This is a genomic window from Daejeonella lutea, assembly GCF_900168015.1.
In the GTDB taxonomy this organism is placed as follows: Bacteria; Bacteroidota; Bacteroidia; order Sphingobacteriales; family Sphingobacteriaceae; genus Daejeonella; species Daejeonella lutea.
The window spans coordinates 1,366,607-1,381,269 of record NZ_FUYR01000001.1 but is presented as its reverse complement, the minus strand read 5'-3'; the positions used below and the strand labels follow the sequence as shown (position 1 = coordinate 1,381,269).

At 47.8% G+C, this 14,663-nt stretch carries 7 protein-coding genes; 5 read left to right on the top strand and 2 right to left on the bottom strand.

Features of this window, described 5'->3' with window-relative positions:
- Positions 1-135 precede the first annotated feature (135 nt).
- Positions 136-3,567, bottom strand: coding sequence for a gliding motility-associated C-terminal domain-containing protein (locus tag B5X60_RS06155; protein WP_079701732.1), 3,432 nt, complete (start codon positions 3,565-3,567; stop codon positions 136-138).
- A gap of 155 nt (positions 3,568-3,722) precedes the next feature.
- On the opposite strand from B5X60_RS06155, the gene B5X60_RS06150 reads away from it, so the two are divergent.
- The 5 genes from B5X60_RS06150 to B5X60_RS06130 all read left to right on the top strand — a co-directional run bounded on the left by B5X60_RS06150 (position 3,723) and on the right by B5X60_RS06130 (position 12,394).
- Positions 3,723-6,641 (top strand): gliding motility-associated C-terminal domain-containing protein, encoded by a 2,919-nt coding sequence (locus tag B5X60_RS06150; RefSeq protein WP_079701731.1) that lies wholly within the window; start codon positions 3,723-3,725, stop codon positions 6,639-6,641.
- Between the two features lie 318 nt (positions 6,642-6,959).
- Complete coding sequence (locus B5X60_RS06145; protein ID WP_079701730.1) at positions 6,960-8,036, top strand: calcium:proton antiporter; 1,077 nt, start codon at positions 6,960-6,962, stop codon at positions 8,034-8,036.
- Between the two features lie 488 nt (positions 8,037-8,524).
- Complete coding sequence (locus tag B5X60_RS06140) at positions 8,525-10,342, top strand: PAS domain-containing sensor histidine kinase (RefSeq protein WP_079701729.1); 1,818 nt, start codon at positions 8,525-8,527, stop codon at positions 10,340-10,342.
- Between the two features lie 396 nt (positions 10,343-10,738).
- Complete coding sequence (locus tag B5X60_RS06135; RefSeq protein ID WP_170878392.1) at positions 10,739-11,092, top strand: helix-turn-helix domain-containing protein; 354 nt, start codon at positions 10,739-10,741, stop codon at positions 11,090-11,092.
- A 3-nt stretch (positions 11,093-11,095) separates the two neighbouring features.
- Entirely contained in the window at positions 11,096-12,394 is a 1,299-nt protein-coding gene (locus B5X60_RS06130; protein ID WP_079701728.1) for a type II toxin-antitoxin system HipA family toxin, read from the top strand.
- A 554-nt stretch (positions 12,395-12,948) separates the two neighbouring features.
- Here the strand turns inward: B5X60_RS06130 and B5X60_RS06125 are convergent.
- Positions 12,949-14,310, bottom strand: coding sequence for an alpha/beta hydrolase family protein (locus tag B5X60_RS06125; RefSeq protein ID WP_079702322.1), 1,362 nt, complete (start codon positions 14,308-14,310; stop codon positions 12,949-12,951).
- Positions 14,311-14,663: the final 353 nt, after the last annotated feature.

Genomic DNA, 14,663 nt, shown 5'->3' with positions numbered 1-14,663 from the left:
TTCGAGCTGTCAGATATACCTTAGGACAGCGGAGATTCCGCTCAACACGGTACAGATTATCAATTATCGCATCTAATTAATATCTCTGCAAATCTCGTATTTCTGAGGATGAAGTCCTATTATAATTGCCAATAATTATCTGAGAATTGTGATACTGCCTTTCAATGGTATACAACCTCTGCGAAGTTCAATCAGATAGAAGTATGACCCAAGTGGAAGATCTGAACCATTTCGCTTCCCATCAAAGGGGGTTTTGTAACCGATGCTTTCGAAAATGACCGTTCCATTACGGTTGAATATCTTGATTCTTGCTTCCGGATAATGAAACATATTGTCAAGTTTCCAGTGATCATTTACGCCATCGTTATTTGGAGTAAACACATTGCTAATATTTAGCTCATCAGTGCCAATATAAACCGTAATTTCAGTTCGGGGACTTTCACAATCACCATCAGCAAAGCTTAAATAAAACGTTTTCTCACTATCGACATCCACCTTGAAGATTCCTTCCTGGCTTGATGCAAGTATTGCATTTGAAGTCAGCGTCTCATAAAGACGATAGATTCCCCGCTGATTATTATTGACTTTAATTACGGCATCTCCTGGTGCACAAATCCAAACATTATCACTTTGAGGGGCTTTAAGAATGACTTCATCGTTCTTTATTACAAATGCTTCACTGATAAATTTGCACGTGCTTTGATCAGAAAGCTCAAGGACATAGTTTCCAGCGCTGATATTGATTAGATCCGCGGTGGTCGCAACGATATTACCAGTATCATCAAACCATCTATAATTATAGGTGCCTATGCCACCAGATCCGGTGAGAAACTTTATCGATCCCGTTTTCTTGCCGCAATACGCATTTGTCATTGAAGCAGCAGAAGTGTTTAAGGTAAGGGCGGGGGTTTTTGTAAGTTCATATGTCCTGTATAAACTTTTGCAATCATTCGCATCCGTTAGAAACAATCGATACGTGCCAGCGGGGGTTGAGGTAATAGATCCGGTCGTGCCAACAACTTTTCCGCTGGCATCCCTCCATTCAATAGCTTTGGGTAAAACGGTGCTATTAAACGAGACGACGATACTTCCGTTTTGCATATCACAAGGACGTGTAATGCTGGCCGGATAGTCTGGAAAAGGTAACATTGCAGGCTGAAGGACTGTAATTAACTTGCTCTCCAATACACAAGGCCCATTATTGATTACTCTTAGCCGATAATTGCCCCCAGGCACATTAAGCAAATCCGGGCCTGTTGTAGTTTCATATAAAGTTCCGTCTTGATTTAGCCACTCATAACGGCTTGCCCCGGATACAGTAATTCCTTTTATAGATCCAGTTGACGATCCGCATGCGGAAGGCGAAACATTCACCGTATTGTCGTTTAATGAAATAGGGTTGGTAGCCTTCAATTCAAATACGCGAGATACCGCGGGACACGAAGCACCATCTGTTATCTGCAAAGTGTAATTCCCTTGCGGAACATCAGTTAGATCTTGCGTGTTCCCAACAATTGTAGACGAGCTGTTTCTCCAAGTGTACGTAACAGTTCCATTAGTTCCCCGGATGAGTAGACCCTTAATTGAGCCATTCGGGCGTCCGCAGCTCGGATTTACAAGTTTTACCTGGCCGTCATCTACTGATTTTCCGTTACTTATTTTTATAGCGAAGGGACCGATAACTGCGCTGCACGCTGTGCCGTTTAGGACCGTAAGCGTGTAAACACCGGACTGCACGTTTGTAAGGTTTAAAGAAGATCCGTGGATAAGCCCCGTTTGATCGCGCCATTCATATGTTAGCCCATTTGCCTGAATACCAGTAATTGACCCGTTTGATTGCCCACATCCGGCATCATTTATTTTTATCGCTGTGATATCAGCGGCTATAGTATTATCTTTTATCTCATAAAATGGAGTGGTTTGTGAGCAAAAGCCATCCGTGATTACTAATTTGTATTTTCCAGTTGGCACGTCTTTCAGATCCGCCCCCGTCCCTACAACCGAACCGGCTTCATTATACCAGGTAGCCGAACTTGCATTTTTATATGCGATGCCAGTGATAGAGCCTTTCTCACCATTACAAACCATTCTTAACTTGACATCGGCCGGCTGATTATCGAATCTAACTAAAGTGAAAAGAGATGATTGTCCGTCAAGGGTGCCGGCAACAATTATATTATCAGGTTGTAATGATCCTTTATATTCCCAATTTCCGCTATTGTCTGCTGTAACTGAAGCGAAGTATTTCTCAGGCTCACAAAAGTTACAATTGAGAGAATAATAGAGGTCGACTCTTGATCCAGGTGAAGCAGTTCCATTTATTTGGTTTGCCGATCGGGACGAGATGGCTGCCACAGGTGCAACAAACTTATTTTGGGTATTGATGCTGTAAGGCACAGGAGTTTTGTTGCAATAGAAGCTATTGTTTATCAGTTCAAATTTTGGTGAACCTATGTTGATGACTTCACCAATTTCACCGTTCAGCGCACGAGTTGCCCAGCCGCCGGCAAAAATATTTTTATCAGCTAGAGCTGTGCCACCGATAATTCCTCCGCCACGGCAATACCCAATAATTATAGCACAATAATCTGTACCCAGAACTTTTGTACCTGTAATGTCCAACCCAAATTTATTGCCAGTGACTTTTATGAACGAGTTGGTTTCCGCTAGATGCAGGTAACTGCTGCCGCTAAAAAGATTTGCGCGAACCTCAACACTTTCAGTATGTGTCCCCCAAAAATTTATATTGCTTCCCGAAACACCATTTGGTATCGTCTTTGTGCCTGTGAAATTTACACCTACCCGATTGTTTATAAACTTGTAATAACCAGTAGGGAGATCCGTCGCAACATAGTCGATATAACCTGATGCATAACTAATACAATTTCCTTCGGCAGGAGTCTCGCCTCCGATAGTTAGATTCTTAATAGTGCGAAGAAACATTGAAGTTGGGGTAAACAGCTTTGCTAATGTCTCACCATCTTCATCCAACCCGAAAATGTTGGCGCTTATTTTGACATTTTCCGAAAAATTCGTAGCCTCTGTTTTGGGAAATGAAATATCCATGACAGAAATCCCGATCTTGAACAGATTACCTTTTCCAGGGGCGCCTAATATCAGCCCCTTTACTGCCGTAAATTCAAAAGCATAGTATCCCGTTGTAAAATCAGGCGATTTTTCAAACATCAACCCATACAATTCGATATCTGATTCTTTGTAACACTCCAATACACCGATGTACTCGCCCTGGATGCGGGCAAGTAGTATAACCCTGGCATCAGATACACCGAATGGAGTGCCCGGCTGGGTTGAACCATCGATTACAAGGTTTGAGCTAAGTTTGGGAAGTGCGGTAGAGATAGTGATGGTCCTACTGCCCCGCGTTGTTCCTGTAAGATTAAAATGTATGTAATCTTTTAGAGCACTTCCGTTTCCAGCAGCAAGAGTTAGAGCTTCGCGAAATGTGCCTGGGCCGCTGTCAGCATTGCTGGTAACTGTAAATATGGCTGCATTCGAATTTAGTGTAATGACGAGCAGTATACAACAGATATAAATTAGTCTTCGCATTATAAATGCTTTATTTTGTTGTATTGCAATAATACAAAAACTACTGACTCCTGCATTACAGTTGTGAAGCAACGGAGAGAATTTTGATAAACTTCCACCGTCCACCGTCAATTGTCAACCGTCAACTAACCTTAAGTTTTCGTATTTTAGTTCAAATGTCACTGAAGTCGAGTTTCTTAACATTGTTTTGTCTGCTCTTATTCCATCTGAATGCGGATGCTCAGGTTATCATGGTGACGAGCAATGCCAACTCCGGGGCTGGAACCTTGCGGGAAGCGCTGACTAAAGCGGCGGCCAATGGTACGGCTACAGTAGATCAGATCCATTTTAACATTCCCGGGACAACGGAGGCAGAGAGAACGATTACGCTGTTGTGGGAGCTGCCGCATGTTGGGTCGAAGACGATCATTGACGCAACTACCCAGCCGGGAGCAAAGTTCGGAAGGAGTGATGCAAAGATTGGCATAAAGGCAGACAGGACGGTATATGCCAATCCGCTTCTGTATACAGGTGCATTTTTTATTGATAAGGCCCAGGATGTGGAGATCTACGGTTTTTACATCCACGAGTTCTACGACCTTATCAACAGCTTTCCAAAAGATACCCATCTGAAAGATGCGGGGATCTATATCCAGTCTTCTGTGAATGTAACCATCGGCGCACCGGGTAAAGGAAATGTGCTCGACATCAATGAGCACGGTATCTATGCGGACGGAGATGAGAGCCTGCCAAAATCGGAGCGTATCACTATGCAGTCGAACTGGATCGGTTTGAATCTCGATGGAACGATCCCGGATATCACCACAAACCGGGAGGGCATATATGTCTACGCTAAGAATTCGGTGTTTGGGGGCGACACTCCGGACAAAGGGAATTATGTTGCTGCACACCAGGCAAGCACACCGGGTGTGGGCGGTACAGCAATTAAGTTCGGCGGGTCGGGCACTGTACTCCGTTATAATAAATTAGGGATTGATATAGACGGAAAGCCATCAACAAAGATCGTTCAGATCACCAGTCAAAATGTCAACAGGGTCACGAGTTTTCTGATCGCAGATAACGTAGCCAATGTTATTTCATTCTCAATAACTCAGGTGACCGGCTTGAATGTTTTGAGGAACAGGGGAGTGGTTCAGGGCGACGGACTTCTGGGTATTTACAATTGCAGCGAGGGAACCATTGGCACAGATCGCGAAGAAGACATGAACATTTTGTTCGGGACACCAATATATATTAATGCCGGTGAGCGCATCCAGGTAAGGCGGAACAGTATATGGTGCACAGTACTACCCCTGCGCATTGTTAATTCGACAATTCCAGACATCCAGGTGCTGGTAAATTCAGACTCGGAATATTCCGGCACGGCTAGTGCAGGAGCAGAAATTTATATCTATTCCGACAACTCGGGCTGTGTATCCTGCAATCCCAAAGACCTCTATGGAAAAGTGACGGCTGATGCAGCCGGCGCCTGGAAGATCACAGGCAATCTTGCCGGCAAAAAGCTGACCGCCAATGCTACGCTGGCCAGTTCCTCTTCGGAGTTTACAGTACCGTTTTTTTTATATGACGTAAGTGTAAGGCAAACTGCCGTAGTGCAACCTACCTGTGAAGTCGATGTTGGATCTATCCGCTTGCTCAGTGTGAAGCATGCAATGAATATAGAGTGGTTTGAAAGCAGCGGTAAAAAGGTTGGCGACGGAATGGAAGTAAAGAACCTGCCCCCCGGACGATACTACGCCAGGCTCTACAACGGAACCTGTTATACTCAGGCGCTAGACGTAGTCCTGGCGCTGCCCAGACTGGAGGTTCTCAGTACTGATGTGGAGATCCGGCAGCCGAGTTGCGGATTAAATAATGGCCATATCAAGCGGCTTTCCATATTTTCTGATGCGAGCAGTACGCCTCTGCTTGAATGGCGCGACAAAACCGGGAAGGTTGTGGCAATGGGCAATACTGATGTCACGGACCTCGGGCCGGGAGAGTATACCTTATTTGTCACTACGAACGGTAAGTGTGCAGCAAGCTACGGGCCGGTGATCCTTGCCAATGTCCAAAGTCCGGTAAGTACATTTCCTGTTTACGAGACTGTGATCGGGTCAGCTTCCTGCGGGGCAAGTAACGGCTCGGTACGAGTAGACGTGACTGGCTTTGTCGTGCCGAATTCATTTAAGTGGTTCAATGCAGCCGGCGAACTGGTGGGGAATAAAGACGACCTTGGCGGGATGCCGGCGGGGGTATACCGTCTTTTTGTCGGCGACGATAAAGGCTGCGAGGGGCTTTATAAAACATTCACCATTCCGGCTGTTACTAGCCTCGGGGTTGATCAAGCAGCGGTGAAGATCATGCCTGACCGATGCTCTGGCAGTAACGGCAGCATCAGCGGGATCCTCGTTTTAGGGGGTGGCGGGCCATATCAGTATTCATGGACCGATGCGGCGAATAACATTGTTGGCACTACAGCCGACGTCAGCGGATTAAAGTCTGGGAAGTATACGTTGCGGGTGAGTTCTACAACAAGCAGCTGCTCCGGCACTATACAATTCGACGTCGGGGAAGAAGGTGAGACTCTGGTGCCGCCGGTCGTGCCAGACGTCGTTGTCTGCGCTGCTGGCCCGGCAACCTTGATCGTCAGTAAGCCAAAAGCAGGGACCTATCGCCTATATCCTAATCTGGAAACTCTGACGCCTATCGCCGAAAGCACGAGCGGTGTGCTTAGCGTGACTGTCGATGCCAGCAAAACCTTTTACATCACTTATTACAATGGCAGTTGTGAAAGCAAAGCAACACCCGTACGAATAATAGTTCCTTCAAATAGTATTATCATCCCCAATACCATCTCCCCGAATGGCGATGCGGTTAATGATACCTGGGAAATTAAAGGGCTGGATGATTACAAGCCCGTCATCACGGTGTACAACAGGTACGGTCAGGCAGTGTTCCGGTCTAAGGGTTATCAAATACCTTTTCGGGGAGAGCGAAATGGTAAGGAATTGCCCATGGGAACATATTATTATGTGATTGATTTAGGGACGGGGTGTCGGGGCGTGAAGGGAAGTTTACTCTTAGTAAGGTAACCCGCCTTCGCTGAAGCTACGGCGGGCGAAGTCCGAAGTCAGAGCTCTGAAGCTGGGTGGATACGAGCCTCGGCTCGCATCTCGCATCGCGGTTCTCGCATCTCGCATCCACTTCTCTGCGTCCTTAGCGGAAAACTTTGCGTCCTTTGCGTTAAATCCTTGTCGGAAATCCACTTGCCGGAAATCACTTGTCGGAAATCACTTGTCGGAAATCCAGTCAGACCTCTGTCTTCCGACCTCCGACCTCAGTTCAACCCCAATCCTAACACCTTCTCCCCATTTTCCCTAACTTTACCCGCCAAACCAAAACCCCACCGTATGAAACTCCTCCTTCAATGGACCATCATCATCCCCGTAATCGCCTGGCTGCTTTTCTTCTCCGGACTGATATACGACAGCACCATGTTCCAGATCGTTGCGAGTGTGCTGCTGATTCTGTGTGTGATGGCGGCGGTGCATCATTCAGAGATCATCGCCGAAAGGGTTGGAGAACCCTATGGTACGATCATTCTGGCGATCTCGATTACGGTAATCGAAGTGTCGATCATCGTTTCGCTAATGTTGTCGGAAGGACCGGCGGCCGCTTCATTGGCACGGGATACGGTATTCGCGGCAACTATGCTGATACTGAATGGAATTATCGGGCTGTGTTTGTTTATCGGGGGACTAAAACATTACGAGCAGAACTTTTCAGCCTCCTCGGTGACGATAGCGCTGGTGTCGCTGGTCTCCATTTTAGTCTTCACCCTGGTATTCCCAACCTTTACCGAAAGTGTTAAAGGCTCCTACTATTCTATGCCGCAGCTGGTATTTGCATCCGTAGCGTGTTTGGTTATTTACGCATCTTTTCTTTTCGCGCAGACCAGCCGATATCGCCAGTATTTTCTTACCATAGGTCCGGAAGAAAATGAGGATTCCGCGCAACCTATTGCGATCAGCAACAAGGTGTTTACGAGCAGCCTGATCGCGCTTCTTGTGAGTCTGGGCATTGTGGTGATGCTTGCTAAAACTCTCACTCCAACCATTGAAAGCATAATTGTAGGTTACTCACTTCCCAAGTCGTTGGTGGGGGTTATCATCGCAGCTATCATCCTGCTGCCGGAAGCCACTGCGGCTGTCATGGCTGCCCGTCAAAACCGCCTGCAAACGAGTATAAATCTCTCCCTGGGATCAGCACTGGCGAGTATCGGGCTGACTATCCCCGCTGTGGCTGTAGTTTGTATCATGCTGAATATGCCCGTCATCCTGGGACTGGATATTAAATCAATCGTGCTGTTGGGATTATCGGTGTTGACGGTAATGCTCTCGCTCAGCAGCGGTAAATCGAATATTGTGTACGGGGTGGTGCTGCTGATGAATTTGTTTGCGTTTGTGTTTTTGATGATATACCCTTGACGGTTGACAGTTGACGGTTGACAGTTGACAGTTCACGTGTTAACGGATTGTTCCCCGACTAGATCGGGGATCTTGTCACGGCACGCGGCCACAGCCGCACGTGCCAGTCAGTCTTTACGGCCGCCAGTGTCTGTCGATTTAGCTCCGCTGTGGATTTAAACCCAGGTAGTCGAAATTCCCAGAGGACGCGAGCCGCGCGTCTGCGGGAGATCCCGATCAAGTCGGGGAACAACTCTGTGCCCTCTGTCTGTACTCAGCGGTTAAACCTTGTCGGAAATCCACTTGTCGGAAATCCAACCTTTGCATCCTTTGTGTCCTCTGCGGTTAAACCTTGTCGGAAATCCACTTGTCGGAAATCCATCATACCTCATACCTCATACCTCATACCTCATACCTCCTACCTCATACCTCCTCCACCAAACCCCTCTCCACACCTCTTTCAATATTTCCCTATAAACAATACCTTTACAGTATAACTCTTTTGAATTTTGTCGCCCGAAAATATCTACCAGAACATTGTTGAATTGTCGCCTTTCCCGGTATACGTAACTACCGGCGAGGATATGATCATTACTGTAGCCAATGATGCTACGCTAAAGGCCTGGGGCCGCGATAAATCAGTGCTCGGTAAGAAGTTTTCCGAAGCCTTGCCGGAATTAAAGGACCAGCCATTTGCGGGTCTGATCCAGCATGTTTTACGAACAGGAGAAGTATATCATACTGAAAACGACCGCGCGGATTTAATGGTGGACGGCCGCCTGCAAACCTACTATTACAAATTTACATACCAGCCCATGTCTGACGCGAGCGGCAATATTTCCAGTGTGCTTTGTTTTGCTTCGGACGTAACCGAACTGGAGCTGGCACGGCAGGAAGTGGCCCGCACAAACCAGCGACTATACAACATGGTGCGCCAGGCGCCAGTGGGGATCTGTATTGTTACCGGGGACGACCGGATCGTAGAGGTTGCCAATGATTCCTACCTGGAAATCGTTGGCAAGCAGCGGTCGGAGCTTGAGAGCCGTTCCATCTGGGAAGGTGTGCCCGAAGCGGCAGAATCTTACCGGCCGGTGCTGGATGAGGTTTTCCGAACAGGAAAGCCCTTCTATGCGAACGAGCATCCTATTCTGCTTGTTCGTAATGGGATGGAAGAATTGGTTTATGTCGACTTCGTCTATGAGCCGGTAAAAAATACAGTGGGTGAGGTTTCGTCAGTCATGGTAGTTGCTATTGAAATCACCGATAAGGTTTTATCGCGCAAGGCCGTAGAAGATTCGGAGCAGCGTGCATTGCTCGCTATTGAAGCCACTGATATGGGAACCTTTGAGGTCGACCTTGATACCGGCATCCTGCGAACTTCGGAACGCCTGGATGTGATCTTCGGTGTTGAGGGCTCGCTGAGCAGGAAAGACTTTGTGGACCGTATCCATCCCGACGATATAGAGGTGAGGGCTGAAGCTTACCGGGAGATGGACCGTACCGGGCGTTTGTTTTATGAAGCGCGGGTAGTCTGGCCGGATGGCTCGGTACACTGGATCAGCGTTCATGGCAAGGTAGAGAAGAACGGACAGGGGCAAGGCGTGCGCATGCTGGGAACGGTACTTGATATCACAGATTACATTCATCTGCAGCAGCAGAAAGACGATTTTATCAGTGTGGCGAGTCATGAGCTCAAAACACCTATGACCAGTGTCAGGGCTTCCATGCAGGTCGTCGACCGCCTGTTAAAATCCGACCCTTCCTCACCCCGCTTATCAGAGTTTGTCGATAAGGTGAACTCCAACCTGGCTAAAATGCAGCAGCTGGTAGAAAGCCTGCTGAATGTGTCCAAGATATCTTCGGGACAGCTGGCCCTGCACAAGACTGATTTTGTTGTGGCCGAAATGGTGGAGGAGTGCTGTGACCATATCCGCATGGCAGGGGAGTATGAGCTTAAAACTACCGGCGATACCAGCCTGAGGGTGTATGCCGACAAACATCAGATCGATCAGGTGCTCGTAAACCTCGTGAACAATGCGGTGAAATATGCGCCGCTGTCAAAGATCATCGAGATCAACATCTCCAAACCTCACGAGAACTACATAAAAGTTTCGGTCATCGACTTTGGTCCCGGCATTCCCGAAGCTAAAATCCCACACATCTTTGACCGCTATTACCGCGCCGATACAAGCGGAATACAATATTCCGGCCTGGGCTTAGGGCTCTATATCTCGGCAGATATCATTAAACGTCATGGCGGGGATATTGGAGTGGTAAGTAAGGAGGGGGAAGGAAGTGAGTTTTGGTTTACGCTGCCGGTGGGGTAGGGTGACGGAGGACTGAAGTCGGAGGGCTGAAGTCGGAGGTATGAGGTCTGAAGTCTGAAGTCGGTGGTCAGAAGTCGGAGGTCGGAGGTCGGAGGTCAGAAGTCGGAGGTCAGAAGTCCGAGGAGGGCGTATAACCCTGACTACCCGTGTATCGTTTCTCATACATCTTGACACGCGTTTAGCCCGCCCAGACTGATTACTGATCACTGATTACCGATTACTGATTACCGATCACCGATTACCTGCTTGCCCGATGTCATTATGAATGAAACATCATACATTAAGCTAAGGTACGTGCCCCAATGAACGGTAAATCATTCATTAACCTTGCAAATTATAAAAACATTTCCTATATTTGTATGGTTAATCATGCATTAAAACTCTAAAGATAGGATTATGAATGAGTTGTCATTCAACGAATGGACTTCTATGAGTGATCAGGCTATTGCAGCCCAAATCGGGAAATTTGCCAGGCATCATCGCATGGAACAAAACAGGACACAGAATGAACTGGCCACTGCAGCCGGGATCAGCCGTTCGACGCTGAGTTTACTGGAAAGGGGAGAAACAGTTACTGTCACCACCCTGATCCAGGTATTGCGGGTCCTGGATCAATTGCCGGTATTAATGGCATTTGAAGTGAAGGAGACGATCAGTCCGCTGGCCCTGGCTAAATTACAGAAAGAAAAGCGCCAGCGCGCACGTGGGAAGGCGAACAGGAGCGAAGGCCGCGGGGAATCAGACTGGTAAGCCATGGAAGTAGCTGAAGTCAAAATATGGGGAACCTTGGCCGGCGCCGTAGCATGGGATCCGGCAACAGGATATGCTGTGTTTGAATACGACCCTAAATTCAAGCGATCGGGCTGGGATCTGGCGCCGCTTAAGATGCCGCTTGCTGATAACCGCAGCCAATTCTCATTTCCTGAGTTAAGAAAGGAAAGAGATTCTGAGCACGACACCTTCAAAGGCCTGCCGGGATTACTTGCAGATGCTTTGCCCGACAAATACGGGAACCAGTTAATCAATTTATGGCTGGCGCAGCAAGGCCGGCCGCAGGATAGAATGAACCCGATTGAAATGCTCTGTTTCATCGGAAGCCGCGGGATGGGGGCACTCGAATTCGAGCCTGCTGTGCTCAAAGAAAACAAACGCACCTTCTCCATAGAAATAGAAAGCCTGGTGGCCACAGCGCAGAGAATGCTCGACCAGCGTGAAGCATTTGCTACTAACCTCAATAAGTACGAAGAGCATGCCGTGCTGGACATCTTAAAGATCGGTACCTCTGCCGGCGGCGCCCGCCCTAAAGCGGTGATCGCATGGAATGAAAAAACCGGCGAAGTTAAATCTGGCCAGACCAAAGTACCTATAGGTTTTGAACACTGGCTGATCAAGCTGGATGGGGTCAGCGATGTACAGCTGGGCAGCAGTTCTGGCTACGGCCGTGTGGAAATGGCTTATTACCATATGGCCCAAGACTGCGGGATCAACATGATGCCTTCCAGGCTGCTGGAAGAAAACGGCAGGGCACACTTCATGACTAAGCGCTTTGACCGGGAAGCTAATGGAACGAAACATCACGTTCAGACTTTCTGCGCGCTAAAGCATTACGACTATAACCTGGTGAACAGCTTCAGTTATGAGCAGCTTTTCCAGTGTATGCGTGAATTGAAACTGACCTATGCCGAAGCGGAACAGATGTTCCGGCGCATGGTATTCAATGTCCTCGCACGGAACTGTGACGACCACACGAAGAACTTCTCTTTCTTATTAAAACAAGGCGGGCACTGGGAGCTCTCCCCGGCCTATGACCTGTGCCATGCCTACCGCCCCGGAAGCGAATGGGTGAGTCAGCATGCATTGAGCATTAATGGAAAACGGAATGGAATTACCAAAGCGGATCTATTGGTGATCGGCGAATCAATCCGATGTAAAAAGGCTGCAGATATTTTCGAAGAGATTAAGGGCGTAGTCGGAAACTGGAAAAAGTATGCGGATGAGGTAGGAGTGAAAAAGGGCTTGAGGGATGAAATTGGGGGGACGTTGTTAAGTTGAGAGTTATTTAGTTGAGAGTTGAGAGCCGATAGCTATCGGGTGGAAAGTGGAAAGTGGAAAGTGGAAAGTTGAGAGGTGAAAGTTGAGAGTTGAGAGTGGAAAGTTGAAAGGGGAAAGTTGAGAGTGGAGAGTTGAAAGGGGAAAACTGAAAGCTGAAAGTTGAAGCGTGATGGGCTAAACGCTGTGTTAATTTTTAATCTAAAGACGCAAAGATTGCTTCGCGTTGCAATGACAATCTTCATAGTGGTTGGGTTGGAATAATGTCGACCTTTTTACCTACAACTGCCTGAAAAAAATGCCGCTTCTGTCATTGCGAGGAGGTACGACGAAGCAATCAAATCTCTTAATAATTTAATGTGTGAGGTTCCCTGCCTACCGGCCAGGCAGGCAGCATACGCTGGATCCGATAGCTATCGGATCGCAGTGTGACTAGTGCCCTTTGTGAAAAACTTTGTGTGCTTTGTGGTTAATCTTTGTCGGAAATCCAATGCCGGAAATCCATCCGACCTCCGACCTCAGACCTCATACCTCCGACTTCAGTCTTCAGACCCCCCTCACTTCGTCCTCCCAAGCACCCACTCCGTCACATCCTTTAACACCTCCGGAGCAAACGTCTCCTCCAAAGCTTCAAAAGGATAGCACGTCGTACACGTCTGGAACATGTGATTCAGTCCGGGGTATTCTTTTACCGTGAAATTCTTATTACCCGATTCGGTAAGGATATTTTTAATACCAGCAAGATTTTCTGCGGGGAGGACCTGCACATCCTTTTCGCCAGTCAATGCCAGGACCGGAATTTTAACTCTGCTTAATACCGGAACAGGGTCGTACTTCAGGAAGCTGACCATCCAGGGATTGGTGATACTTGACACCACACCGTTTGCCGCACCCTCTGGAGCCTGGATACCCATTTGGAAAGTCACGTACTTGCCGACCCTGGTTTTCAAGCTTGGGTCATTTTCGGGAGACTCCCAAATCATCTGGTAAGCTTCTCCGTAAAATTTAGCGCTCTCCTGAACCATTTTATCGGGCACTCCCATAGCCCTTTGCATTTTCTCCATTTGCAGCAATAGCAACTTATATCCCGGCAGGCCGGGACCGGCTAACATGACGATAAACTTCACATCAGGCGATTTTGCTGCCAGCATCGGGGCAATGATCCCGCCCTCACTGTGGCCTACCAAGCCTATTTTTTGCTTGTTTATCTCTTTGCGGGTTTTCAGGTAAGCCAAAGCACTTTCCACGTCCGACGTAAAATCAGGGATGGAAGCTGTCTGGAAATTTCCCTCTGATTTTCCCACACCCCGGTCGTCGAAACGGAATACAGCAATTCCGTTTTTAGTCAGGTGATCAGCAAGTACAAGCAATGGCTTGTGCCCTGCAATTTCCCCGTCCCTGTTTTGCGGACCGCTGCCCCCGATAAGAATTACAGCCGGATAGTTGCCGTCTTTTGCAGGCAGAGTTAATGTTCCGGCCAGAGAGATATTCGCCGCACTGTTTCTAAATGTAAGGTCTTCTGTATAATAGGAAAAGGGAGGTTTAGGTTCCTGCGGTCGTTTAGAAGCTGGGATCAGTGTTTTGGTCAGGGTCAAAGGGATCGGCATTCCCGACTGAATGAAAGTCCCCGAAAGAGTATCGTTTTTTAATACTCCCTTGTATTCTATCTGTAATTTTGAAATCTCCAGTTTCAAATTCGGTGCTTCGAAGGTCGTTGCCGTTACGGGTATTTTCATCGCACCCTGGTCCGGACTGTCCATCGTGGAGCTATAGCCGGACTCTGTTTTGGTGATGTGGAACACGACCTTTAGTTTCATTGCCCCGGCGTTTAAGGTACCACTCCATTGACCGCTGATGGGCTGGGCAAGGGTGGTGAAAGTGACTACTAGTAGGATGAAGATGGAGGCGGATGTTTTCATACGAGGAAGATACTTAGAATTGTGGCGGCTCCAGTGTGCCATTGTAGGCAGCTTCGCCGGCATCGAACGTTGGACTTTGTTGCATTGGTGAAAAATTTTATATGCCTTATATTTAATCTATGCCGGAAATCCACTCCTCTGTTTCCTCCGTGTTTCCTCCGTGTCCTCCGTGGTAAATTCGTCGGAAATCCAATTCTTTGCGCCCTTTGCGTAAAACTCTGCGCTCTCTGCGGTTAACCCTTGTCGGAAATCCAATGCCGGAAATCCACTCCTTTGCGCCCTTTGCGTGAACTCTGCGCTCTCTGCGGTTAAATCTTGTCGGAAATCCACTTGTCGGAAATCCATCAGACCTC